The following is a 25,200-nucleotide window of genomic DNA, read 5'->3' as shown; positions in this document are numbered from 1 at the left end:
CAGCGCTATGCTCAGCGATATCGCGTCCGCTGCCCGCTGCAGCCGCGCCTTCTCTTTCTTCGCCACGGGCCCCCCATGCACTTGGACCAGCACCACTACTCCCTGATGCGCGGCGGACTGCTGCATCGGCTGCTGCAGGCCGCCGGCATGCTGCGCGGCACCGCCCGCCTCTCGCTGTGGATGGCCGCGGCATTGGTGGTGATCTCGCTGGCGCCGTTGGTGGTGCTGACCGCGCGCGCGGGCACCCTGTGGACGCTCCCCCCGGGCATGCCGTTGCTGGGGGACTACGCCACCCTCGCCCGCGTACTGCTGGCGATGCCTCTGCTGGTGATTGCCGCACCGCGCTCGGACACTTTGCTGCGCAATGCGTTTCGCCAACTGACCCGCGCCGGCCTGGTGCCACCGCAGCGACAGGGCAGATTGACCGCGCTGCTGGCGAAGGTGCGCCGCTGGCGCGATGGCTGGCTGCCTGAAGCGCTCTGTGTGGTGATCGCATGGCTGCCGCTGTTGTTCGGCACGGACAGCGTGAGCCTGCTGCCGGGCGTCGCCGACTGGCGCCTGGAGCACGGTGCATTGACGGCCGCCGGACGCTGGTACGAATGGGTCGCCGTGCCGCTGTTCCGGCTGGTGGCGTTGCTCTGGCTATGGCGCTTCGTGCTGTGGACCGGCCTGCTCTGGCGGCTGCCGCGTGTAGGGCTGGCACTGCACGCAGAGCACCCGGATGGCGCTGGCGGCCTGGCCTTCCTGGGCATGGCGCAGGAACGCTTCGCGGTGCTCGCCCTGGCCGGCGGCATCCTGGTCGCCGGTGCGTGTGTCAATCATGTTCACTATCTGGGCGAGAGTCTTTATGACCTGCGCCACCTGCTGGCCGGCTATGTCATCGGTGCCACGCTCCTGCTGGTGGCGCCGCTGCTGGTCATGATGCCGAGCATGATGCGGGCCAAGCGCCATGCGCTGTACCGCTTCGATGCGCTGGGCAATCGCGCCGCGGCGCTGTTCGACCAGCGCTGGCGATCAGGGTCACGACAGGAGGCCGACACGGACTCCCTGCTGGACCATGGTGATGCATCCGCGTTCGCTGATTTCAGCGGCGTCTACAAGGGCCTGGCCAGCATGTCGGTGCTGCCGTTGAACCGCTGGAATCTGCTCTGGATCGCCCTGCACGCCGTCGTGCCTCTGCTGCCGCTGGTGCTGCTGGCAATGTCGGTGGATGAGCTGGCCCGCAAGCTGCTCGGCATCCTGGTCTGACGGCCCTCGCCATTAGCGGGATCAGCCCTTGCGCAGGCCGCGCAGCGAGCGCGACACGAACGATTCACCCTTCAGGGCGGCCGCCACCGCCGGCAGCAGGTCATCGCCTGCGTCGGATTTGAGCACATAACTGCACGCACCCAGGGCCATCGCCTGCGACACCATCTGGGGCTCGGCATGCACCGTGATGAACACCACGCCCAGCACGGGGCGTTGCAGGCGCAGCCGACGTGCGGCTTCCAATCCGTTCATTTCCGGCATCGCGATATCGGTGACCACCACATCCGGCAACATGCTCTGCGCCGCCTGCACCAGCGAGGCGCCATCCTGGACCAGGCCAATCACCTGGAACTGCTGGGACAGCAAGCCACGCAGCTGCCGCCCCATCGCGCATCCATCTTCGGCCAGCAACACACGGACAGCATTCATCGCACTCGCCCGCTCGATGCCTGCCACGATGGTGTGGCCAGACACAGTACGGTAACAAGGGAAAAACAACCGGTGGCGGGCAAGTAAATCTACTTGCCCATCCGCAGGCGGGCGGCCTAGTGACGGATCAGACCTTCCAACTCGGCCTTGCGCACCAGCTCCAGCGTGCCGTGCACGCCCAGCTCCTGCATGATCGCGTACTTGTGCGATTCGATCGTCCGCACCGATACCCCAAGCTCGTAAGCGATCTGCTTGGAGCGCAGGCCGCGCGCCACGTATTCCAGGATGCGCAGCTGCTTGTCGGTCAGTACATACTGGCAGCGACCCGATGCCACGATCGCGTTGGCCGCCAGTGTCGGGGTCACATAGGTCTGGCCGTCCATCACCCCATTGATCGCGCGGACCAGTTCATCGCCGGCCGCGCTTTTGAGGATGTAGCCCCGCGCACCGGCCCGGATGGCCTCGGCCGCCATGCTCGATTCGTCGTGCATGGTGAGGAACACGAAGGGCGTCAGGCAGCCCTCGCTGCGGGCCTGACGCATCACGTCGATGCCGCTGATACCGGGCATGCTGATGTCAGAGACCACCACGTCCGGCGATTCGCGGCGTAGCGAGTCCAGCAGTTCCTCGCCGGAGGACACCAGTACGATCGATTCGAAACAGTCCATCAGCAATCTCTCGATACCCTGCGCCACCAGCATGTGGTCATCGGCGACGACCACCTTGCGGAACGGTACGGACATCGACTGCGCGCACGAAACGCCCATTGCATTGTCTCCATTGGTTTCAATCTTCCCCTGATTGACCTGCAGGTGCGACCGCCATCGCCCACTACGCCGGGCGTGATGGCATCCCGTTCTGTCGTCCCGGTGCATCTGCAGCCAGCCGAACATGCGAGCCTCGCCGTGATGGGATCGTGATGCGATGCATGCCATCACGGCGCTCGACCCACAGCGTGTTCAGGCCGGCATTCAGCGTCTCAGCGTGTCTCGTGGACATTCCCCGAAGACATTCCGGTACGTCACCGAGAAGCGTCCGAGATGCCCGAAGCCCAGCCGCAGGGCGATGTCCGTCACGCTGTCGTGCGCGTCAGCCTGCAGCAATGCGCTGCGCGCGCGGTTCAAGCGGGCCAGCTGGTGCCAATGGCAGGGCCCATGTCCGTAGGCATCACGAAACAGACGTTCGAGTTGGCGTTCGCCCACGCCCAGCGCGAGCGACAGGGCGGCACTGTCGAAGGGCCGGTCCAGATGGGCTTTCAGATAGTCCTCGGCCCGCTGCACCACGGCGGCGCGGTGGCGTTCGATCCAGCTGCCATCGGCACGTCGTTGCGGCCCGGCATCGGCGGAACTGACGGCATCCACGAACACGCCCAGCAGCACCGCCGACTGCGCCGCCAGCTGCTCCGGCGTGATCAGGCCCTGCCAACGGGCGGCCGTGTCCAGTGCGGAAAAGACGCCGTAACGCAGTGCCTGCGCGTGCGCAGGGGTGGCCGGTCGGCTGCACCAGCCACGGCGTGGCAGGCGCAGTTCGCGGCCTACCCGCGCCACGGCCTCGCGCTGCAGGACCTCGCGTGGAATCAGCAGCACGGCCCACTGCCAGCCCCCGGGCTGCGGACGCACATTAAGCTCGCTGTCCTCGGCGAACACCATCACCTGGCCCGCGGGCACCCAGCGTCCGTTGGCCCACATCGGCTGCTGGCAGGACACGGCCATCGCCAGTGCGATCAATCCTTCGCCGAAACTGCCGCTGGCGAAAATCGGCAGCGTATAGGCGCCACTGTCCAGGCTGAACTCCGGAAAGACCAGCCGCTGCAGGCACGCGCGAAAGTGTCCGGCGGCGAGCAGACGCTGTTCGAAGCGGGTGTCGCGCACTACCCCCAGCAACGCATCGGCGTCGAAGCCATCGACGACGAAGCGGCTGTACGGGGCCATCGGTTCGTCCATGCCAGTTCCTCGAACAGGTCGGAAATCGGATAGCGCGACGGAGCACAAGCTGTTTACATCGGCGCGATTGTGGGGCGGAAACGACATCGCTACAAGCGGTGACACGCTGCCCCGCAAGCGTGAAACGCATCACATTAAGACCTGTCCGGGGGAGGCGTTGCGCGCCTCGGGGACGGGCCTCGATCCGAAGCTTCCTCACGCACCCACCGAGGTCCACGTGCGCGTCAACGCGTCTGTTACGCACATCGCTCCTGTCGACAGCACCCGTGCAGCAGCATCGGACGATTCGGTCAGCCCCACCACCTCCACACACCCATCACCCGCGCTTCGCATCGCATTCACGCACGTCCTGCCGCTGCTGGTCGGCTGCCTGCTCGGCCAGTTGTTGCCAACGCTGGCGCAGATGCCCGGGTTTCGCCTGCACGTGCTGTGGATTCCAGGACCGCTCTTGATGGGCTGGTTGCTGTTCACCCCGCGCCCGCAGTGGCGCACCTGCCTGCTGGCGGCCGCGGCCGGTACCGTGCTGGCGTCCGTGCTGGTGCCATTCGTCGGACTGAGTGGGCTGGTGGCCAGTGCCGGTGAACTCGTCCTCGTGGCCGCCGCGGCCTGGCTGCTGCTGCGCTGGCGCGGCACGGGTTCGCCGCTGGAGGGATATCGCGATATCGCGTTGTTCGTCGTGCTCGGGGGCATCGCGCTTCCCGTATGCGTGGCGTGGTGGCAGATGCTCGTCGTTCCCGATGCGCCCCGCGGGCTGGCGGCACCGGGCGTGCTGCTCACACGGCTGCTCTGCAGCAGCGTGAGCTACCTGCTGATCGTGCCGGCGGTGGTCAACATCGCGCGGGTGCTGCAGACACCGGAACGTCGGGCCGGCTGGCGTTGGCGTACCGTCGCCGTCGCCGTGCTGCTGTTGGGCGTGCTCGGCGTGATCTGGGGCATGGACTGGCCCGAAGGGGTCATGACCCCGCTGCTGGTGCTGGCCCCCATTCCGCTTCTGATCTGGGCGTTGATCGTGTTCGGGGTCAGCGGCGCGGCGGTGTGCATGCTGGTCGTGGCGGTGCTGGCGATGCAGTTGAGCATGGCCGGTATAGGACCGTTTGCCTTCTGGACACCCGAGCGCAACCTGATCACCGCCCAGGTGTGGACCTTGGGCACCAGCTGCGCCCTGCTGTTCCTTGGCGCGCTGTCCGAACAGAAGCTGTCCAATCACCTGAAGCTGCAGCAGGCCTATCGTCGGCTCGGGGAGGTGACCGGGCGGATGCTGGTGGTGCAGGAAGAAGAGCGCACACGCATCGCGCGCGACCTGCATGACGACGTCAACCAGTCGCTGGCGGCGATCTCGATCTGCCTGAGTACGCTGCGCAACCAGATTCCCGACGCCGAACGCCACAGCGTGGTCGAGCTCCAGGACCAGCTGTTGACGGTGTCCAATGACATCCGGTCGATCTCCCACGAACTGCATCCGAGCATCCTGCGTTTCACCGGCCTGGCCAGTGCCCTCGATGCGTTCTGCATCAAGCGCAATGCACGTGGCGCGCTGCGCGTGCGATGCCGGATCGAAAACCCGCCCCGGCTCGGTGACGACCGCGAGCTGAGTCTGTTCCGGATCGTGCAGGAAGCGGTGAACAACGTGGACAAACACGCGCATGCCAGTACCGCCCATGTGCTGGTGACGGTGCGCGGCGAGCAACTGCTGCTGCGGGTCGACGACGATGGCATCGGCATGCCGGTAGCGGGCAGCACGCCGGCGGCGCCGGGGCTGGGCATGATCAGCATGGAAGAGCGCGCACGGCTGCTGGGTGGCAGCCTGCAGATCGGTTCCAGCCCGCTGGGCGGCACCCGTGTCGAAGTGCGCTTTCCGTTGGGTGATGCGGCGACCGGGCTGCCGCCGGTGCGCGTGGTCGCGCACCCGTAAAGATACTGAGGCCGGACGCGTAGAAAGGCGGTTGTACGTGCCGCATCGGCCGGACACAGTGAACCGACACTTGCCCGTGGAGCGCCCCATGCACTGGAATGCCCTGCCCTCCCGCTGCCGCCATGGCGCGGCCCTGCTCGCGCTGACCTGCGCATTGACGGCGTGCACGTCGTCTCCGCCCCGGTCGACCGCGGCACCGCCGACCGCTGCACCCGCCGCCGTGCCTGCCCCCGCCCCGGTGCCGGAGCTGCGCCCCGGCATTCCGGCCGGCTACCTCGGGCGCGCACTGCCGGACAGTCTGGCCCTGTTGCCGGCGCCCCCGGCCAAGGGCTCGGCGGCATTCGCCAACGATCAGGCCGTCCATCGGGCGGCGCAGCAGCTGCGAGGCACGCCCCGGTACGCGCTGGCGACCACGGATTCGGACCTGCACTTCCCGCAGGTGGCCAACACGTTCTCCTGCGCGCTCGGGGTGCCGATCAGCCAGCAGACATCGCCGGCGCTGTACCTGCTGCTGCAGCGCACGCTGGTCGATGCCGGGCTGGCCACCTACGCCGCCAAGGACCATTACAAGCGCACACGCCCCTTCGTGTTCTACAAGGAAGGCACCTGTGCGCCCGCCGATGAGGCCTCCCTGCGGAACGACGGCTCCTATCCATCCGGGCACACCGCCATCAGCTGGAGCTGGGCCCTGCTGCTGACCGAGCTGAGCCCGGACCGCGCCGACGCCCTGCTCGCACGTGGCCGCGCGTTCGGTGAAAACCGCCTGATCTGCAACGCGCACTGGCAGAGCGACGTGCTCGAAGGGCGTGCGGTCGCTGCCGGCGCGGTGGCGGCCCTGCATGCCAATGCTGATTTCAACCGCGACATGGCGCTGGCGCGGGCGGAGATCCAGTCGCTGCGCAGCAACAGTGTGCAGCCCAGCAACTGCGAGGCGGAGAAAGCAGCGCTGGCCATCCCGATTCCCGGGGTCCTCTAGCGCACGGCCGTGCGTGACCCGCCGACCCGTGCCATCCTGCGCCGATCTCCCCCAAGGCGCAGCGCATGGCACAGGTCCAGATTGTTTCCGATGGCGTCAACTACCGTCATCAGATCCGCAGTGGCGAGCACGTCCTGTTGGCCGACGAGCCCCTCGGTCTGGGCGGTCAGGCGGCAGGGATGGCGCCCTTCGATCTCTACCTGGCCTCACTCGCGGCCTGCACTGCGATCACCCTGCGGATGTATGCGGAGAAGAAAGGCTGGGAACTGGGCGAGTTCCGTGCCGAGCTGTCCTCCTCGCGGGATGCCAATGGCCGACTGCAGGTACACCGCGTGCTGCACGCGGCGGCACCCTTGACGGCGGCGCAGTGGGCGCGCCTGCTGGACGTCGTCGAAAGGACACCGGTCACCCTGGTCATGCGCGAGGGCGCCGACATCACCAGCGAACAGGGCCGCTGACCCTCGCACCCGGGCGCCGCCATCGCACCGTGCAGACACCATCCTCACCTGCGCCTGACAGTTGAAAAATAGTGTGCTCCGCGTGCATCCGCCCCGCCACTCCCGCCGTAGCTAAGGGTGCGTCATACCGGCGCATCCATTTGGGAGTTTGGTCATGAAGATCCAGTTCGCAGGCCTTGTACTGATCGGCTGTCTCGCCGCCGCCGCTTCCCCGCTCGTCTTCGCGCAGGCCCCTGCCCCCATGATGGGCGCGCAGCACAGCAATCCGAAGGTGGGCGGCGCGGCGATGTATGCCAACAAGGACATCATCGACAACGCCGTCAATTCCAAGGATCACACCACGCTGGTCGCGGCGGTCAAAGCGGCCGGCCTGGTCGATACGCTGAAGGGCCCCGGCCCGTTCACCGTGTTCGCGCCGACCAATGCGGCCTTCTCCGCGCTGCCCAAGGGCACCGTGGAGGGACTGCTGAAGCCGGAAAAGAAGGCCGACCTGACCAGGATCCTGACCTACCACGTCGTCCCCGGCGCGGTCACCAGCACCGATCTGATGGCCAAGATCAAGCAGGGCGGTGGCAAGGCGAGCCTGACGACGGTGGAAGGTGAAGCGCTGACCGCCCGTGTCGCCGGCAAGGGCATCACCCTGACGGACAGCAAGGGCCAGGTCGCGCAGGTGACCATTGCCGATGTGAAGCAGAGCAACGGCGTGATCCATGTGATCGATAAGGTCCTGATGCCGTAACCGGAAAAGGCGGCCGCAGATCGCCTGCGGCCGCCCCGGGTGGGAGGAAGAGATGACCTGGCGCGCCGTCTTCAGAACGATGACGGGGGAGACATCACGCTGTGCGGACGACGCGCCAGGTCAAGACGGTCCCTCGCCGGCGCACGGGTGCGCCGACGGGGTATGGGCAGAGAGGTGAGCAGGCGGCCCCGTGCGGCTTCAGCGCGGCAGTGCCTTGCCCGACAGTTCGACGCGCCGGTTCGGTGCCAGACAGACGATCAGGGCCTTGCGCTGCGCCTGCTCGCACTGCACCAGCGGATCGGCCTTGCCGCGCCCTTCGGCGATGATGGCCGCCGTCGGCACTCCGCCGGCCACCAGCGCATCGCGCACGGCTTCAGCGCGCCGCTGCGACAGCACCAGGTTGTAGCGGTCGCTGCCGATCCGGTCCGTATAGCCGATCACCTGGATGGTCTGCACCCGGCTGGCATCCCGGACCTGCTGCAGCAGGGCGTCCACGTTCCGGCGCCCCTCGGGGGTGAGCACGGCGCTGTCGAAGGCAAACATCGCGTCGGCTGCCAGCCGCAGCGGCTCGCTCGGCATCGGCGCGGGTGCGGGGGGCGTCGGGGGGCGCGGCGGATCAAGCACGGCCGCACAGGCCTGCGGCTTCCAGTGCGCCGCCTGGGCGATCCCCTTTCCATCGAAGTCGACCTTGAACTGGCAGGTGAAATAGTCCCCGCCCGGGCTGCTGCGGAAGTTGAACAGGTAGTTCCATTCGCGCACGCCCCACATGCCCTCGCCGAAATGCGGGGTGCCCAGCAGGGCGTACAGTTGGCGCTTGCTCATGCCACGGGCGAACAGGCGCAGAGTGTCGACATCCACGAACAGGCCCTCCTTCAACGTGGCTTTGCGGGGATCCGGGAAGTTCGCCGCATCGGTGTCGGCGGTGTCGGCGGTCGCAGTGGACGGTGTGGTGCGTTGTTCGCCGTGGCTGGCGCAGGCGCCCAGCAGCAGGGCCGCCAGGCTCAGGCCCAGTGACCGCAACAGCGGCACCTGGGTGGTGGATGTGGACTGCATGGACATGGTGTTCCCCCTGTATGCGTTGAATGCGGACCGCAGGTCCGGTGCCGGCAGCGCGCCGGCACCGGAGGCGGTCACCACTGGATGCCGGCACCTACCGCGACACCACCATCGCCGCGGCTGTTGGTCGAACCGCTGAACTTGTAGATCCAGCGCCCGCCTTCGGAGACCCCCGAGATGCCCACCGCCACGCCGGATTCACCGTTGAAGCTGCCGGCGGCGAGCGAGGCCATGCTGCGGCCGGCCTCATAGGGCTGCGGCAGGGCGGCCACCGCCATCGCCGAGGCGACACCGGCCGAGGCACGGTTGTCGGTCTTCTGCAGGTTGCGGTCGAACGAGTCCATGCGCTCGTCGGTGTAGGCCTTGGACCAGTCCAGGGTCTGGGCCATGCCGCTGCGCAGCTGGTCCACGTTGACGGCATCGGTCCCGGCGGTACCCGGGGCGACGTTGCGCACCGTGGTCGGCCCGGTAGCCGTGCTGCCCAGGGTCACGCTGTTGAGGTTGGTGGTGCCGTTGACGTTGGTGTCGTAACGGATCGTGCCCTGCTGGGAGGCCTGCAGCTGGCGGACGTTGACCGCGTCGGTGGCGTCGCTGCCATCAGCCACGTTGGCGATCTGCCGCTCCGCACCACTGCTGCCTACCGAGACCGTGTTGGCCCGATTGGCCACCGAACCGGCGCCCAGCGCGACGCTGTTGCTGCCCTGTGCGCTGGCTCCGTTGCCCAGCGCCGTGGCGTTGTTGCCCGCGGCGGCGGCGCCGGCACCACCGGCCACGGCGTTGTCGCCGGAGGCCGAGGGCGCAGCCAGGTTCTGCGTGTTGTTGACCTGGAACATGCCGGAGGTACCGTTGTTGATGTTGTTGATCTGCGTATCCGTGTAGGCCTTGGACTCGTTGATCGCGTAGTTCACGCCGTTCTGCAGCTGGCCCACATTGACCGCGTCGTAGCGCTCGGAACCATCGGCCACATGGGTGACCTTGCGCTCGGCCCCGGTACTGCCGACGGCCACTTCGCCCACCGAACTGCTCGCCCCGGTCTGGCCGTAGGCACCGGTGTACCCCGTCTGTGCCCCCACGCTGGCAACCGAGCCGGCGCCGAGCGCAACGCTGTTGTCCGCACTGGCGCTGGCGCCGTCACCGATGGCCGCACTGCCGCTTCCGGCGGCGCTGGCCAGCGGCCCGATCGCGATGCTGTCGGCACCGCCCGCAGTGGCCGCGCCCTTGGTCGAGTTCACCTGCACGTACTGGCTGTTGCCACCCGGCTGGATCTGGTCGATGCGGGTATTGAGGTTGGTCAGCGAGGCATCCACCGCCGAGAAGGCCACGGTGACGTCGCTGTAATCGTTGGCGATGACACTGCCGTCGGTGGCGATGGAGGAGATGCGGAAGGTCGGCGCCGTCCAGATCCCGGTGTTGCCGTCGAAGTTGGTGGTGCCGCCGAAGTACCCCACCAGCGCATTGTTGGTCTGGAACAGCTGGTTGCCATTGACCGCATCCAGGCTGCCGGCCTGCACGCGACCCTCGGCCAGGTTGGTCAGTGCGACCGCCGCGCCACTGGCATCACCGGCCAGGGTGATGGTGTTGGTGGCATTGCCGCTGGCATCGGCGTCGTACTTCACCGCCAGGCGGTCCACGGTGTCGGTCTGGTCGGCGACGTTGGCCAGCGAGGTGCTGACCGCATCGAAGGCACTGCCGACGTTGTCATAGCTGCCGGCGGTGACCTGGCCATCGCTGGCGACGTTGTTGATGGTGTAGCTCGGCGCGGTGACCATGCCGTTGGTATCCAGCGCAGCGCCGCCACCGAGGTGGGTGGCCACGGCCTGGTTGGCAGCGAACAGCTGGGCCCCGTTGATCGCTTCGCTGCTGCTGGCGGTGACACTGCCAGCGGCCAGGTTGCTGAGCGTGGTAGCACCGCCACCGTTGCCCAGTGTGGCACTGGCGTAGTTCACGCTGCCATCGGGATTGAGGTCGTAGCGCAGCGCGCCCTGTTCGGACGCCTCCAGCTGGCCCAGGTTGACTGCATCGGTGGCCTCGGTGCCCGCGGCCACGTTCGCCACCTGGCGTTCTGCACCGACCGCACCGACGGACACTGTGTTCTCGCGGTCGGCCAGTGCACCGGCACCCACCGCGACGCTGTTGGCGGCCGTGGCCGAGGCACCCGTGCCGACCGCGATGCTGTCCAGGCCCGCGGCGGCGGCTTCTGCCCCGGTCGAGTTGATCTTCAGATAGCGGCTGCCAACACCGTTGCGGATATCGGTGATCTGCGTGTTGAGGTTGACCAGCGAACCATCCACCGCGGAGAAGGCATCGCTGGCGTTGTCGTACACCCCCTGCGCGACTGCCCCGCCGGTGGAGATCGTGGAGATCTGGAAGCTCGGTGCGGTCCACGCGCCGGTGACCGGATCGTAGGCAGTGACGCCGCCGAAGTAGTCGACAATCGCACTGTTGGTGTCGAACAGCTGGGCGCCGTTGATGGCCTCGGTGCTGGTTGCGTTGACCGCGCCGTTGGCGAGGTTGGCGATCGTGGTGGTGCCGGTGCCGCCGCCGAGGGTGACCCGGCGGAAGTCGGCGCCGCCCGCGCCATCGTCGTCATAGGTCACCGCGAGCGTGCCGACCGCATCGATCTGCGAGATCGCGCCCTGCAGCTGGGCCACGTTGACCGCGTCGGTGGCGGCGCTGCCGGCAGCCACGTTGCTGATCTGGCGCTCACCACCGGCGAAGCCGACCGAGACTTCACCGGCCGACACCTGCTGCCCGTTCAACCCGTAAGCACTGTAGCCGGCCTGCGCGCCGCGGTTGGCGGCCGATCGGTACCCCAGCGCCACGCTGTTGGCCTGGTTGGAGGTGGCTTCCGCACCGAGGATGGTCTGGCCGTTGGCGGTGCCCGTCGCACTATCGCCGACGACCACGGAATGGCCCATGCGCGCGGCGTAGTCGGCGGTCGGGACGCCGGTGGGGTCGGTCGGATCGTTGAGCCCGGCGCCGGGGAACGCGATGCTGGCGTCCTGCCGCGGCAGCTCATGACGTGCGTTGGCGCCGATCACCACTTCCTTGGAGCCGTTGGCAAACGCCCCATCGCCGACCAGCACCTGGTAATCCTGCGCGGCATTGACCGCCCAGCAGTCCACGCTGGCCACCAGCAGGTTGAGGCACTTGTTCGACCATGCCGGCGACCCGTCCGGCAACACCAGGCCGAGCAGGCCGTTGGGATCGCCGTTGTTGATGTTGTAGATGTAGCTGTCGGAAGTGACGCCGCCGATCAGGGTCAGGTGCGAGCTGCCACCGGTGCTGGCGTTTCCCAGTCCATCGAGCAGCGTGCCGACCGGGCTCAGGTTGACCACCGGCAGGCCCAGCACGTTGGTGACCGAGTACGTCTGCATCACGTTGGCGCTGCTGACCGCCAGGTTGCCATTGCGCACGTAGCCGTCGCCACCCAGCAGACCCTGCGCGGTGGGTCCGACCAGCTGCGAGAGCGAGCCGACCAGGCCACCGGTACCGATGATCAGCCCGGCGTTCGGATCGGCCGGGGCCGGCCCCTTCGGGCTGCCCGGCGGCAGCGACGTCGGCGCCGGGAACACCGTACCCAGTATCGGCGTGGTGACCGCGCCAACCGCGCCGAGCACGGGAGTCGTGATCGCACCCACCGTCGTGCCGACGCCATCGAGCAGGCCGCCGACCGCACCGCCCACACCGTTCAACAACCCACCGAGCGCGTTGCCCAATCCGTTCGGCGCCAGCGCCATCGAGCTGGTCTGCACGGCGCTGACGCCGGCATCGACGAGCTTGGGATTGCGGTCGGCCGCATCGACCACGTGGCCGAGCGCATCCACGCGCACGCCGCCAGCGACATTGCTCGCCAGCGATGCCTGGACCGCGTCCGGGGCATCGGGCGTGACCGTGGCCTCGGCGATCAGCGTCGCCTTGGCCTCCACCTCGGCCGCCGCCAGCCGTGCCTGTACTGCCGCATCGACGTTGGCCTCCAGTGCGGCCTTCCGCGGCGACGGCGTCGCGACGGCCACGTTCGCCGCCGCCTTCGCCTCGGCGTTCACTGCCCGTGCCGTATCCGCTGCCGCGGTGAGTCGCGCATCGGCCTTGACCGGCACGTGCACCGTCGCTGCGGTCGGCGCAATCGAGGCGACCGCGTTGGTATCGGCATGGGCATTCAACCCGGCACCGTTGCTGGTACCTGCCGCGATGCCCAGATCGGCCAAGGCTGCCACCTGGCCCCCGGGTGCGGCAACGCGCCTGGGCAGGTCCGCGTTGGCCTGCGCAGCGGCATGCACCTGCAGCGCCGCCCGGTGGGCCGTCGGTGTACCGAGGTTGAGATTGACCTTGGCATCCACGCTCAGCAGGGGGGCCGTGCCACGATCACGTGCCGCGGCTGCCAGCGCCACGTCGGCATCGAGCTTCACCGGCAGCGGTGCGGTGTACTTGGCGGTCAGTGCCTGCAGGTCGGTGAGGGTCTGGTTCTCACCCGCCCATGCACTGCCCGTGCACAGGGCCAGCGAGAGGCCCAGCGACAGCACCGACATCGGCACCTTCAGATGCACCACCACCGGACCAGCCGCCAGGCTGCCGCGCGCGGTGGCGATTTCGGAGACGACCACCAGGGCGTTCAGCCGGTGGCTCCACACCAATCGAAAGATACGGTTCATCAGGTATTCCCCCGTTTACGAATGCGTTGAACATCACCGGTGCCTGACGGCACGTGGATGTCATTACAGTCGAGGGGTCAAACCGTGAGCACTTCATTCCGGCAGCGCAAACGTGCGTTCCGGCAAGACGAGGGGTAAAACCGGCAGGCCTATGGGCAATTTCGGCAGGTTGCCGAATATGTGCACGGCGGGCGCGCAGCTGCCCACGTAAACCCTCAGGCCGGGCTGCCCATCTGGGCCGGCGCACGCATCAGCGTGTCGCGCGGCAGCTCGCCGAACACGCGGCGATAGTTGTCGGCGAATCGCGAAAGGTCCCACAGCCCGCAGCTGAGTGCGATGGCTTTCACCGATTTTCGGCTGGAATCGGCCATCGACAACCCACGGCACGCCGCGCACAACCGCAACATCGACAGATACCGGTTCGGCGAGGTACCGAACAGATCTTCGAAGGCATACCGCAATGCGCGCTCGCTTACACCGGCGGCATCACAGATTTCATTCATATAGATATAACGACGCAGATTGAGCCGCATGAAGTTCTCGGCGCGCTGCGCGATCAGATAATGCGTGCGCCGGCCACGGCTGCAGGTGGGGTGGTCATCGCTGCCCGCGCCGAGCAGCGCCTGGATGTGGTCATGCAGAAGGGCGTCCACGGCGTCGGCCGGCAACGTCCCGCCCTGCCCGAGCAGCGCTTGCTGGACATCATCGTAGCGTTGCACCAGTCGCGCTGCGTTGCTGCCTGTGCCGGCCTGGAAGAGGGAGAGGGCCTGCCCTGAGGGCAAGGTGCTGCGCAGGCTCAGCTCGGTCAGCTTGCGCTGAACGCGCTGCATCGGCGCGAGCAGCAACGTCAGGTGGGTGCCGGCGCTGAGCGTGAACTCGCTGATGCCCTCCGGCAGCACGGTCAACGCCATCCCGGCGGCCAGCGGCACGCCATGGCACCAGCTGACGTTCTCATTGGTGGCGTGGATCAAGCCAAGCAGGCACCAGTCCTGGGGCAGCATGAAACGACCACGGAAATGAAACCCGCTCACCGCGGTGCAGAACAGCGCTTCGTCATGCACCTGCGATTCGATCGCGGCACGCGGGCCGTTGCCATCGAGCAGGACCATCTCCAGATCGCACACGCGCAGGACACCGCTGAGCGAGGTCAGGTCGAATGCCCGCAGCCCGCTGTCGATCTGGTCTTCCACCACACCATCTACCATGACAGTGATGCCCCCTTTGGCCTGGAAACCCGATGCCTGCGCCGCATGGCCACCGGGTGCGCACTCCTGCGTTTTCCTGCTCCGCATTCTGTTGCGGCCAACCCGCCGCGACGATGCCCGCCAGCCCGCCCATGTAACTCGTTCGTGACCGTAGCTAAATCATTCACTGATCGCAGCTAAATCATTCACTGATTGCAGCTAAATCATTCACTGATTGCAGCTAAACCCTTCAGCCGATGCGACAGCGATTGTCGGCGAAGCCTTCGATGCGCATTTTTGGCAATTATGCCCGAACTGGACGCCAGGTAAACAGAATCACAATCATCGTCACAACTGTGTCCGAAACCGTTGAAACCCAACGTTAAAGCGCGCTCGCATGGCGTCAAATAGTTGACATCACACCGTCATCACATAATCTCTACCCGGGCTTCACTTTGCCGCCATTACATCAGGGCTCATGCACGACGCACACGCGGCGCGAAGTTTCTAAAGTTGACCCCACGCCTGCCGATTTTGTGTATTGGATCCCACGTGATTCGTCGAGCATCGAATTCAGGACGCGCGGCGATACCGACGCGGTGATCGAGAAACAAGGGGAACGCCATGGACAGCAATCTTCGTACGCACTGCCCTCATTGCCGACGCCGCGTTTCGGCAGCAATGACCGCACTGTCCAGCGCGATCCGCCTCCAATGACGTCGCCCGGGCTCCGCCCGGTCGATAGCGCAGGCCTGTAAGGGCCGCACCGCGCAGGATGCGCGGTCGTGATGGCGGTCCTGGCGGAGCCAGGCAACACCATCGGTACCAGGGGCTGTATCCGCCCGTTCGGGCTCTGATTGGGAAATGGAGAAACCGTCATGAATGCATCCGTTCGCAAGTTCCTCGTTGAAGAAGATGGCGTGACCGCGCTCGAGTACGGCCTGCTGGCCGCCGTGATCGCGGGCATCCTGGTGGCGGTGGGTAAAGACCAGATCACCGGATTCTTCGAAAATCTGTTCACCAAGCTGGGTGAAGTGGTCGACGACGCAACCGCGGCCGCGGCCTGATCGACTGTCGTTGACTGCCTGCGCTGTCGCCCGGCTCTCCCCGCGGCGACGGCATGGCACGCAAGTGCGTCGTACGACCGATTCGGGGGACATAACGCATATGGAACTCCTTCCCCTGGTGGCACTGCTGCTGGGCGTACAGGTCGCCATCCATGACCTGTACGCCCGACGGGTGTCCAATCGCGGGTTGCTGTTGGCCACCGGCGTCGCGCTGGTCGCGCTGGCGTGGCAGTGGTGGATGGCTGGCCGCGGATTTCCGGGCACGCACCTGCTCGGCTTCGTACTGGGATTGCTGTCGCTGCTGCCGTTCTATGCCATCGGCTGGATGGGTGCCGGTGATGTGAAGTATTTCGCCGTGCTCGGCCTGCTGCTCGGCGCGGCGCCATTGCTTCCAATCTGGATCATCGCCAGCCTGCTCGCCGGTGCGCATGCGACGTGCGTGATCGTCGCGCGGCGCATCGCGCCTGCGTTGTCCCATTCCGGTCCGCGTCCCGAGACGGACAATGCGGCCTCGCGCCGCCTGCAGCCGGTGATCGCGCAGTGGCGGCAGGCGCGCCAGGGCCGGGTCGGCATTCCCTATGCGGCGTACCTGGCCTTCGCCAGTATCTGGTGGGTCCTGCAGCAGCCATCCGGCGGTGCCGCATGAGCATCACCGCCAGCCCCCTCCGCCGCCCGACGCGCCAACGCGGCATCGCGACCCTTGAGTTCGCGCTCATGCTGTTGTTCGGCCTGTTGCCACTGCTGCTGGTCACCTATTCAGGCGTGATGATCATGGCCGTGCAGCAGACGCTGTCGGCGGCGTCGGCGGAAGGCGCACGTGCTGCGTTCCGCCATGCCACGCCGACCGAACGCCGCACCGCCGCCTGCCTGGCGGCACGACGCTCCATGCAGTGGCTGCTCACTTACGCCAAGCAGACCCCCGATTGCGCCGCGGCTGGCGCGCCACCGATCACCGTTTCCACGCCCGCGCCCTGCGCCGACCTGCCGGCCGCGCAATGCATCCGCGTGGAGGTGAGCTACGACTACCGTGCCCACCCCTTCCTGCCCGGTACCGGGCGCGTGTACGGCTGGGTAATGCCACGGGCGCTGCGCAGCACCGCTGTCGCCCAACTCGACCTCGGCGGCAACTGATGACCTTCCGGAGAACCGCATGCTCAAGTTGACCCGCATCGCCGCAATCCTGTTGATCGGCCTGGCGGTGATCCTGGCCATTGTCGCCTTCGGGGTGAGCCGCCGCGCCAGCGAGGCGCCGCCCGGCACGCCGGCGACCGCCACTGCTCCTGCACAACCTGCCACCTGGCCGGTGGTCGAGGCGGCCGGCGCCTTGCCGGCCGGGCGACCGATCACAGCCGAGGACCTGCGCATCGCCGGCCATCCTCAACGCCCGGTGGGCGCCTACACCTCGATCAACGCCCTGGTCGGCGCGGTACCGACCCAGGACATCCCGGCCGGCACCCAGATCCAGACCGCGCAGATCGCACAGGGCTTTTCGCTGCGCCTGAATCCCGGCGAGCGCGCACTCGCGGTGCCAGTGGACGAACTGGTGGCCGCAGGCAATCGCATCCAGCCGGGCGATTTTGTCGATGTGTTCCTCAACCTGCGCGCGTCGGGCGGGTTGCGCGACGACGGTGACGCGCAGACGCGGCTGCTGTTGTCGCGGCTGCGCGTGCTCAGCTATGGCGCGGATGATCTGCAGAGCGTGGCCAGCATGCCCGCCGATGGCAGCGCGCCTGCACCCGCCGACAGCCGCGCACAGGACATCACTGGCGCAGACTCCTCGGCCGGCGCATCACGCAATGATGGAACCACGCCACCGGCACGCAGCGCGGTGCTGGCGGTGCCGGTCGCCGAGGCGAACCGGCTGCTGCTCGGCGCCCAACAGGGGAAGCTGTTCCTGGCGCTGCGCAACCCGGCTGACATCGCGCTGCCGGACCAGGCCTTGTTCCCGACCCCCGGCCGCGTGCTCAGCCCGCGCCGCGAGCTTTCCGCCGACGAACGCCTTGCCCTGCAGCGCCCGGAAAATGATGCCTACGCCGGCATCGACACCGACGCCCTGGCCGGACGCGGGCGCAGTTCCACCGCGGCACTGCCCGTTCCCAGCAGCGTCCCGCGCCGCGCTGCACCGCGCGCGGACCGGGGCATCGAAATCATCCGTGGTGACATTTCCTCCCATAGCGGGTCGCGTTAAGCCCATGCCGAGACAGCCCATGACCGAACGCCCCACCCTCGCGCGCCGCCTCTCCCACGCCCTGCCGCGCTGCCTGCTGGCCGGCGTGTTGATCAGCAGCCCGCTGCTGGCCAGCGCCGAGGCGGAGCTGGTGCTGCAGACCCGCGAGCAGCGCCCGTGGTCACTGCCTGCCAACCTGGAGCGGGTGGCCATTGCCGACCCCAGCGTGGCCGACGTGGTGATGCTGCGTGGACGCGAGGCGCTGCTGGTTGGCAAGGCGCCCGGCAGCACCACCCTGCTGCTGTGGCGTAATGGCAACCGCGAGCCGGAACGGCTGCAGGTGGAGGTGCGCAGCGCCGTCCAAGGCGCACTGAGCGCGCAGGGTGGCGGCACCGAGCTGATCGTGCAGGACGGTCAAGGCCTGCTGCAGGGCCTGAGCCCCTCGCTGCTGGACCACCAGAACAGCGTCAAGGCAGCCGCCATGGCGGTCGGCAAAGACGGGCAGCTGGCCGATGTCTCCACCATCGCCAGTGGCGGCGTGGTCCAGGTCGAGGTGAAGATCGTCGAGTTCAACAAGTCGGTGCTGCGCCAGATCGGCATGAGCTTCGGCAACAAGAATTTCAACCGCAACAACGGCTTCTACTACGGCATCACCCGGCCGGGCGCGACCCTGCCCGGCGTGTTGCCGGCAGGCGAATCGGCAGGCCCGGACGACGTCATCATCACCAACCCGCTTTCCTCGGCGTTCGGGCTGGTGTTCAAATCCCTCACCCACGGCTGGGACGCGAACATCGACCTGCTGCAGAGCAACGGCATGGCCCGGGTGCTGGCCGAGCCGACCCTGGTCGCTTTGTCCGGGCAGAGCGCGAGCTTCCTGGCCGGTGGCGAGCTGCCGATCCTCGAGCCGCAGGGCCTGGGCACCACCACGGTGACGTTCAAGCCCTTCGGCATCGGCCTGACCGTGACGCCGACCGTACTCGGGCCGAACCGCATCGCGCTGAAGGTCGCCCCGGAAGCCAGCGATCTCAACTATGCCGCCGGCATCACCTACAACGACGTGCAGGTGCCCTCGATCACCACGCGCCGCGCGGACACCACGGTCGAGCTCGGCGACGGCGAAACCTTCGTGATCGGCGGGCTGGTCAGCAACAACGTCAGCTCCAACGTGGACAAGGTGCCGCTGCTCGGCGATCTGCCGATCATTGGCTCGTTCTTCCGCACCCTCAACTACAAGAAGGAAGAGAAGGAGCTGGTCATCATCGTCACGCCACGCCTGGTGCAGCCGCTGGCCCAGGGCACCGAAGTGCCGCTGCCGGGCCAGCGCGAGGCATCGCCGAACCTGCCGGTATGGGGCGCCTGGCTGCTCAGCCCGGCCTCCTCGGACCAGCTGCCCGGCTTCTCGCGCTGAGCCCAATGTCAGGAACCCGCCCCTCATGTCCGCCACTCTGCAACTGGTCCAACCACGGGATGCTTCGATGAAGCTCGTGCTGTTTGCACCGGACCGCGAACTCGCCACCCTGCTCTCGGCGTTGCTGCCGTCGCTGGGCATGGTGCAGTGGCTGGACAGCGCCGCACCGGCCTCGGCGCTGGAGCCGCTGCGCGACACCGGCTGTGTGGTGCTGCTGGACTATCGGCATGAGCAGGCGGCATTTTCCGCCGCGTTGACCCGGCAATTGCAGGCGCAGGCGCCGGAGCTGCCGCTGGTGGCGATCGGCTCCACCCATGCCGACCACATGGATGGCGTCGTGGCTGCGCTGCGCGCCGGGTTGCGAGATCTGCTCGATCTGGACAGCGCGCCGCAGGAGATGGAGGCGGTGCTGCGCCGTGCTGCCTCACTCGCCGCGCAGGGCCGCAGCAGCGTTCCGGCCACATCACCGGCACGTGCACGCATGGTTCTGCTGCTGGGCGTGCGGCCTGGCGTGGGCAGCAGCACCCTGGCGGCGCACCTGGGGGTGCTCGCCCAGCAGACCGACACGGCCCATCAGGGTGCCCCGGCCGCGACGGTGCCCGCCGGTGCGCAGACCCTGCTGCTGGATCTGGGCCAGCCCACCGGCGATCTGACGCTGTACCTCAATGTGGACCCCACCTTCCATTTCGACGACGCGCTGCGTAATGCCGGGCGTATCGATGCGACGCTGGTGCGCACCGCGCTGGCCCATCATCCCAGCGGCGTCACCTTGCTCGGCCAGCCGCCCGGCATGGAAGGCGCCACGCTTGCGGATCCGGGCATGCTGATGCAGCGCCTGCGCAGTGTCTTCCACACCGTGCTGTGCGATCTCGGCGGTGTCCCGCTGCGCCAGTTGCCGGTGTCGCTGCTCAACAGCGCCGATGAGATCTGGCTGATCGCCGACCAGTCGATCGGCACCCTGGTCTCGCTCGACCAGATGCTCCGTCATCTCACCCAGGTGGGCGCGCGCGATGCCCGCGTGCAGCTGATCATCAACCGCCACGACGATGCCAGTGGACTGAGCCCGGCGCAGATCGCCGCCCGCTTCGAGCTGCCCCTGTTGGCAGTGCTGCCGGATCGGCCCACACTGCGCTCCAGTGCCAGCCATGGCCGCCTGCTGCTGCAGGATGCGCCACGCGACCCGTATGTGCGTGCCCTTGCCCCGCTGTTGTCGCACCTGGATCCGACGGCCCCCGCGCCGGCCAGGGGCTGGCGGGAACACCTCGCCCTCCGCCTGAGTGGTTCCCCATGGAAGACAAAGTGACCCCGTTCCCGACTGCCACCGCCCGCGCCGACGCCGGCACCGAGGCCGAGCACGGCGTGCAGCCGTTCGAGCAGTCCGAGCAGTACCAGAAGGTGCTGATCGCCGCACATGAGCATCTTCTCAACAGCATCGAGGACGAGCGCATCGATATCGATGCGTGGGCGCCGGACACCGTGTCGCGCTACGTGCACGCGCAGACCGCCGGCTTCGTCCACGAATGGCGGATCCCGATCAACGAAGCCGAGAAGGACATCGTCGCCACTGCGCTGGTCAAGGAGCTGACCGGCTTCGGCCCGCTGGATGACCTGCTGCATGACCCGGAGATCGAGGACATCCTGATCAACGGCTACAAGGACATCCACGTTTCCCAGGGCGGCATGCTCAAGCGGGCGCCGCAGCGTTTCAGCGATGACAGCCACCTGCTGCGGATCCTGCGCCGGATCCTGGCCCCGCTCGGGCGCCGCCTGGACGAGTCCAACCCGATGGTGGATGCGCGCCTGCCCAACGGCGGCCGCCTCAATGCCATCATCTCGCCGTTGGCCGTGGATGGGCCGATGGTCTCGATCCGCAAGTTCCGCAAGGACCCGTTCACCCCCGATGAACTGCTGCGCATGGGCACGTTCGACCGCCCGATGCAGGCGCTGCTGCATGCGATGGTCCTGGGGCGCTGCAACATCCTGGTGTCCGGCGGCACCAGTTCGGGCAAGACCTCGCTGCTCAATGCACTGGCCAATTACATTCCAGCCAACGAACGCGTGATCACCGTTGAAGACACTGCCGAGCTCTCGCTCAACCATCCACACGTCGTGCGCCTGGAAAGCCGTATCGGCGGCGCGGACGGCAACGGCGCGATCAGCATCCGCGATCTGGTCCGCAACAGCCTGCGCATGCGCCCGGACCGGATCGTGGTCGGCGAAGTGCGTGGCGCCGAAGTGCTGGAAATGCTGCAGGCGATGAACACCGGCCATGACGGCTCGATGGCCACCATCCACGCCAACTCACCGCGCGATTGCCTGTACCGGATCGAGATGCTGGCCGGGTTTGCCGGCTTCCAGGGCAGCGAGGACAGTCTGCGCCGACAGATCGCCAGCGCCATTGATTTCATCGTGCAGATCTCGCGACTGGGCAGCGGCCGCCGCGTGCTCACCTCGATCACGGAAATCACCGGGGTCACCGACAACATGATCGCCACCCAGGAGATGTTCCGTCACGAAGTGCAGATCGACGCCGATGGCAACGAGTACGACCGTTGGGTCGGGCTCGGCTTCCAGCCGCACTCGCACAAGCTCGAACCGTTCCGCCGGCAGCTGCGCGAAGCACTGGGCGGAGGCTTCTGAGCATGGCCTTCGTCCTGCTCCTGTGCAGTGCGGCACTGGTGCTGATCGCCCTGGCCGTGGAGCTGTGGGGCGGCGCTGCCGCACGCGAGCAACGCAGGTTGTCGCTGCAGCACGCCGAGCAGCGGCTGGCGCGTCCGGACACCTCGCCGCGCCTGGCAGGCTTGGGTGACAGCCAGGCGCCGATGCCGGTGAGCACGGCGCCGGCGGGGCTGCCTTGGGACGCGTTGATGCAGCGCGCTGCACTGCCGACCGGTTGGCGGGTACCGCTGCTCATCCTCGCCGCCGCGTCGCTGCTGGCCTGGATCGCCAGTGCACGCCTCGGCACGGTGTGGGCTGCGCCGATTGTCCTGGTACTGAGCGCTCTGGCGGCCTGGTTCTGGGTGTCGCGGCGGATCAACCGTCTGCAGGCCAAGCTGCTGCGCCAGTTGCCGGATTTCCTCGACAACCTGGTGCGCCTGGCCGGTCTGGGCAACAGCCTGCAGATGGCCTTCCAGACATCGGCCGCGCAGATGCCGATGCCGCTGCGGGGCCTGCTCGATGCCACCCTGTCCTACACCCGCAGCGGCCTGGACCTGGACCGCGCGCTGGCGCAGGCCGCCCAGCCCTATCGGCTGGAAGCCTTGAATGTGCTCTCGGTGGTGTTGGGCGTCAGCGTGCGCATCGGCGGCCGCGCCGATCAGATCCTGCAGCGCATGGCCGATTTCATGCGCGATCTGGATCAGGCCCAGCAGGAACTGATGGCCACCACCTCCGAGACCCGGATGTCGGCCTGGGTGCTCGGCCTGCTGCCACCGATCAGTGCCGTACTGATGGCGATCACCAGCCCGGATTTTTTCCAGCCGATCCTGCACGAGCCGCTCGGCCACAAGCTGCTGCTGTGGGCATTGGGACTGGAGCTGATCGGCGGCTTCCTGCTGTACCGGCTGGCCAAATCCATATGAGTACCTGCCTGCACGTCCAGATCGGAGTCCCGCATGACCAGTAGCAGCTGGTGGATCGCCACGTTGTTGGTGCTCGCCGCCGGCGTGGCCCTGTTGGGGGTGCGTGGCTGGGTGCTGAGCGGACGCGAACAACGCCACCAGGATGCGTTGCAGGCCGCATTGCGGCCGCGCGATGTGGCGGGCACACCGGCCGCCCCACCCCAGCCGGCGGTGAGCCTGCGCCAGCGCTGGCTCAAGGGTGTCGCCGCGTTCGGCCAGCGCTTCAACGGCGGGCGTATCGAAGCGGCACTGCTGGCTCCGGAAGATCGGCTGCTGCTCGATCAAGCCGGATGGAACACCCACGCCGGCACCGCGATCTTCCTCGGCCTGCGCCTGTTGATCGCGGTCGCCACACTGGCCCTGGTGCTGGCCTTCAACCACAGCACCGGCTTCAGCCGCGCGATGGTGATCTTCGGCGCGCTGGCGTTCGGCATACTGCTGCCGAAATTCGCCCTGCGTGCCTGGGCGATGCGCCTGCGCAGACAGGTGACCGCCGAGCTCCCGCTGCTGATCGACCTGTTGCGGCTGCTGCAGGGCGTGGGCTTCAGCATGGACCAGAGCCTGCAGACCCTCGGCGACAAACTGCGCAACGCGGTCCCGGTGCTGGGCCGGGAGATCCACCAGGCCAACATCGCCTACATGCATGGACGCAGCCGGGAGCAGTCACTGCGTCGCCTCGGCGAATCATTCGATGACGAAGACCTGCGCAGCCTGGTGCAACTGATCCTGCAGGTCCATGCACATGGCGGCGCGGTGCAGGAACCGCTGCGTCAATTCAGCCTCCGCCTGCGCGAGCAGCGCCGTTCCACGCTCAAGGAGAAGGTCGGCAAGCTCTCGGTGAAGATGACCGTAGTGATGATGTTGACGTTGTTGCCGGCGTTGATGCTGGTGCTGGCCGGTCCGGCCATCATCGCCCTCGCCTCCGCCCTGACCAAACTGGATTGAACGCCATGCGCCACGCCGTGCTTCCCCGCCTCTGCCTGCTGCTCGCCGCGACGGCGCTCGGCGCGGCCTGTTCGAACGTGCGCAACGGTTACCGCCAGGACCCGATGGCGCTGGCGTCGCCGGAGGTAGCGCCCCAGGACGACAAGCAGCTCTACGCCGAGCTGATTTCGAAGATGCAGCAGCAAGGTGCGTACTACGCCTCGCTCGCGCACGTGGATGCCTATCGGCAACGGTATGGCGACAGCCCTCAGCTGCGGCTGTTGAATGCCGATGCGCTGCGCGAAACCGGCCAGCGCGAGGCCGCGCTGGCCATGTACGGCAGCCTCACCAACGGGCCACAAGCCGCCGCGGCATGGCACGGCCTGGGCCTGATCGCCGCCCGCGATGGCGACCCGGCACGGGCCGAGCAGGCACTGGCGAAGGCGGTGCAGCTGCAACCGTTGAACACGGGCTACCTGGGCGATCTCGGCTTCGCCCGGCTGCGCGCAGGTGACTGGACCCGCGCGCAGGAACCGCTGGCCAAGGCCGCCGAGCTTTCGCCGGGCAGCGCCAAGGCGAATGCCAATCTGGCGGTGTGGGCACTGCTGCGTGGCCAGACAGCGATGGCCGAGACGATCATGCGCAATGCGCGCCTGACCGACGGTGCGCAGGCAGAGGTGCGCCGCCTGGCCGAGCAACTGCGCCAGCAGGCGACCCCCGCACCCTCCGTGCAACGCGCGCCTGCCAGCGTCGCGGCAGCGGCAGCGGCGCCCGCGCCCGGGCCCCGGCCCGTCGCGCTGCCTGCGCCGCAGCCGGCTGCCCCGCGGTCGGCCTCGCGCCACGTGGCGGTGGACACCGATCGCCGCACCAGTGCCGATGCCCGCCTTGCGCCATCGATGCTGGAACGCTTCAGCACGCCCTCTCCTGCCAGCGAGACCACGCCATGAGCCAGCTGCGTCGCATGCCTGTTCCCCTCCTGCACACTGGCCTGCTGCTGGTGCTGGTGACCTGGGCGGTGCCCGTGATCGCGCAGCAGGCACCGCTCACCGGGCAGATGCTGGGCGGACAGGATGGCCCCACGGCTGTCACCACGCCGCTGCCCCCGCCCGCACCCGTTGAGCGCGTTGAGCCCGTACCGGCTTACGTGGAACGTGCCCCTGCATACGCAGCCGCCACACCTGTCGAGCGCTACACGCCGCCCGCACCGCCACCGCGCGGCGAGATCGGCCAGACCACCCGCGACCTGCTGCGCATGCAGGCCCAAGGCACCCATGCCGGGGCACGACTGCCGATCCTGGGTGACCAGGCCGCCGCCAGCTACGCGCGCTACCTCAAGAGCTTCGAGCACGAGATTCCCGAGTTCCTCAAGACCAGCGTCAAGAAGGACGGCGCTGACACCAACTAAGGAGGGCAAGGC

Annotated in this window: 21 protein-coding genes and 1 pseudogene; 16 read left to right on the top strand and 6 right to left on the bottom strand. The window is 67.7% G+C overall.

From position 1 onward, the window contains the following. Window positions 1–75: 75 nt before the first annotated feature. A complete protein-coding gene (locus ABE483_RS01145) occupies window positions 76–1,248 on the top strand; it encodes a hypothetical protein (protein WP_346480888.1) in 1,173 nt (390 codons plus the stop codon). Between the two features lie 21 nt (window positions 1,249–1,269). Here the strand turns inward: ABE483_RS01145 and ABE483_RS01140 are convergent, their stop codons facing one another. The 3 genes from ABE483_RS01140 to ABE483_RS01130 form a co-directional block, all read right to left on the bottom strand. Beyond that, complete coding sequence (locus ABE483_RS01140) at window positions 1,270–1,677, bottom strand: response regulator transcription factor (RefSeq protein ID WP_070470723.1); 408 nt, start codon at window positions 1,675–1,677, stop codon at window positions 1,270–1,272. 116 nt (window positions 1,678–1,793) lie between these two features. Next, window positions 1,794–2,444, bottom strand: a complete 651-nt coding sequence (locus tag ABE483_RS01135; protein ID WP_346466180.1) for a response regulator transcription factor — start codon at window positions 2,442–2,444, stop codon at window positions 1,794–1,796. A 204-nt stretch (window positions 2,445–2,648) separates the two neighbouring features. After that, window positions 2,649–3,620, bottom strand: coding sequence for an AraC family transcriptional regulator (locus ABE483_RS01130; RefSeq protein ID WP_346480887.1), 972 nt, complete (start codon window positions 3,618–3,620; stop codon window positions 2,649–2,651). 217 nt (window positions 3,621–3,837) lie between these two features. Here ABE483_RS01130 and ABE483_RS01125 point away from each other — a divergent pair, with 217 nt between their 5' ends. The 4 genes and pseudogenes from ABE483_RS01125 to ABE483_RS01110 all read left to right on the top strand — a co-directional run. Further along, on the top strand, window positions 3,838–5,532 hold the full coding sequence (locus tag ABE483_RS01125) for a sensor histidine kinase (protein WP_346480886.1): 1,695 nt from the start codon (window positions 3,838–3,840) through the stop codon (window positions 5,530–5,532). Window positions 5,533–5,620: 88 nt separating this feature from the next. Continuing rightward, entirely contained in the window at window positions 5,621–6,508 is an 888-nt protein-coding gene (locus tag ABE483_RS01120) for a phosphatase PAP2 family protein (protein ID WP_346466183.1), read from the top strand. A gap of 65 nt (window positions 6,509–6,573) precedes the next feature. After that, on the top strand, window positions 6,574–6,966 hold the full coding sequence (locus tag ABE483_RS01115) for an OsmC family protein (protein WP_346480885.1): 393 nt from the start codon (window positions 6,574–6,576) through the stop codon (window positions 6,964–6,966). 259 nt (window positions 6,967–7,225) lie between these two features. Further along, a pseudogene (locus tag ABE483_RS01110) lies at window positions 7,226–7,705 on the top strand (fasciclin domain-containing protein); the annotation flags it as partial. 198 nt (window positions 7,706–7,903) lie between these two features. Here the strand turns inward: ABE483_RS01110 and ABE483_RS01105 are convergent. The 3 genes from ABE483_RS01105 to ABE483_RS01095 all read right to left on the bottom strand — a co-directional run bounded on the left by ABE483_RS01105 (window position 7,904) and on the right by ABE483_RS01095 (window position 14,618). After that, window positions 7,904–8,758: an OmpA family protein gene (locus ABE483_RS01105; protein WP_313211447.1), complete on the bottom strand. Its 855-nt coding sequence runs from the start codon at window positions 8,756–8,758 to the stop codon at window positions 7,904–7,906. A 77-nt stretch (window positions 8,759–8,835) separates the two neighbouring features. Next, entirely contained in the window at window positions 8,836–13,413 is a 4,578-nt protein-coding gene (locus ABE483_RS01100) for a YadA-like family protein (RefSeq protein ID WP_346480884.1), read from the bottom strand. Between the two features lie 215 nt (window positions 13,414–13,628). Next, complete coding sequence (locus ABE483_RS01095) at window positions 13,629–14,618, bottom strand: helix-turn-helix domain-containing protein (RefSeq protein WP_346480883.1); 990 nt, start codon at window positions 14,616–14,618, stop codon at window positions 13,629–13,631. Window positions 14,619–15,475: 857 nt separating this feature from the next. Here ABE483_RS01095 and ABE483_RS01090 point away from each other — a divergent pair. The 11 genes from ABE483_RS01090 (at window position 15,476) to ABE483_RS01040 (ending at window position 25,188) form a co-directional block, all read left to right on the top strand. Further along, complete coding sequence (locus tag ABE483_RS01090; RefSeq protein ID WP_019184693.1) at window positions 15,476–15,664, top strand: Flp family type IVb pilin; 189 nt, start codon at window positions 15,476–15,478, stop codon at window positions 15,662–15,664. A gap of 100 nt (window positions 15,665–15,764) precedes the next feature. Then, window positions 15,765–16,310, top strand: a complete 546-nt coding sequence (locus ABE483_RS01085) for an A24 family peptidase (RefSeq protein WP_313218557.1) — start codon at window positions 15,765–15,767, stop codon at window positions 16,308–16,310. Then, a complete protein-coding gene (locus ABE483_RS01080) occupies window positions 16,307–16,795 on the top strand; it encodes a pilus assembly protein (protein ID WP_313211410.1) in 489 nt (162 codons plus the stop codon). Before ABE483_RS01085 ends, ABE483_RS01080 begins: the two co-directional genes overlap by 4 nt. 19 nt (window positions 16,796–16,814) lie before the next feature. After that, entirely contained in the window at window positions 16,815–17,852 is a 1,038-nt protein-coding gene (gene cpaB, locus ABE483_RS01075) for a Flp pilus assembly protein CpaB (protein WP_313218558.1), read from the top strand. A 19-nt stretch (window positions 17,853–17,871) separates the two neighbouring features. Beyond that, window positions 17,872–19,239, top strand: coding sequence for a type II and III secretion system protein family protein (locus tag ABE483_RS01070; RefSeq protein WP_313211412.1), 1,368 nt, complete (start codon window positions 17,872–17,874; stop codon window positions 19,237–19,239). 67 nt (window positions 19,240–19,306) lie between these two features. After that, window positions 19,307–20,542: a fimbrial protein gene (locus ABE483_RS01065; RefSeq protein WP_346480882.1), complete on the top strand. Its 1,236-nt coding sequence runs from the start codon at window positions 19,307–19,309 to the stop codon at window positions 20,540–20,542. Beyond that, window positions 20,527–21,879 (top strand): CpaF family protein, encoded by a 1,353-nt coding sequence (locus tag ABE483_RS01060; protein ID WP_346480881.1) that lies wholly within the window; start codon window positions 20,527–20,529, stop codon window positions 21,877–21,879. Before ABE483_RS01065 ends, ABE483_RS01060 begins: the two co-directional genes overlap by 16 nt. 2 nt (window positions 21,880–21,881) lie before the next feature. After that, the gene (locus ABE483_RS01055) at window positions 21,882–22,820 is read left to right on the top strand and encodes a type II secretion system F family protein (protein ID WP_346480880.1); all 939 of its coding nucleotides are present in this window, start codon (window positions 21,882–21,884) and stop codon (window positions 22,818–22,820) included. A 33-nt stretch (window positions 22,821–22,853) separates the two neighbouring features. Further along, on the top strand, window positions 22,854–23,804 hold the full coding sequence (locus ABE483_RS01050) for a type II secretion system F family protein (RefSeq protein WP_346462515.1): 951 nt from the start codon (window positions 22,854–22,856) through the stop codon (window positions 23,802–23,804). Window positions 23,805–23,809: 5 nt separating this feature from the next. Beyond that, window positions 23,810–24,730, top strand: a complete 921-nt coding sequence (locus ABE483_RS01045; protein ID WP_346480879.1) for a tetratricopeptide repeat protein — start codon at window positions 23,810–23,812, stop codon at window positions 24,728–24,730. A 14-nt stretch (window positions 24,731–24,744) separates the two neighbouring features. Beyond that, entirely contained in the window at window positions 24,745–25,188 is a 444-nt protein-coding gene (locus ABE483_RS01040; RefSeq protein WP_346480878.1) for a DUF3613 domain-containing protein, read from the top strand. Window positions 25,189–25,200: the final 12 nt, after the last annotated feature.

Origin of the sequence: Stenotrophomonas sp. TWI602, assembly GCF_039674045.1 — a bacterium.
Classification (GTDB): domain Bacteria; phylum Pseudomonadota; class Gammaproteobacteria; order Xanthomonadales; family Xanthomonadaceae; genus Stenotrophomonas.
The sequence above is the reverse complement of the archived record's forward strand: the minus strand, read 5'-3'. Positions and strand labels throughout refer to the sequence as shown.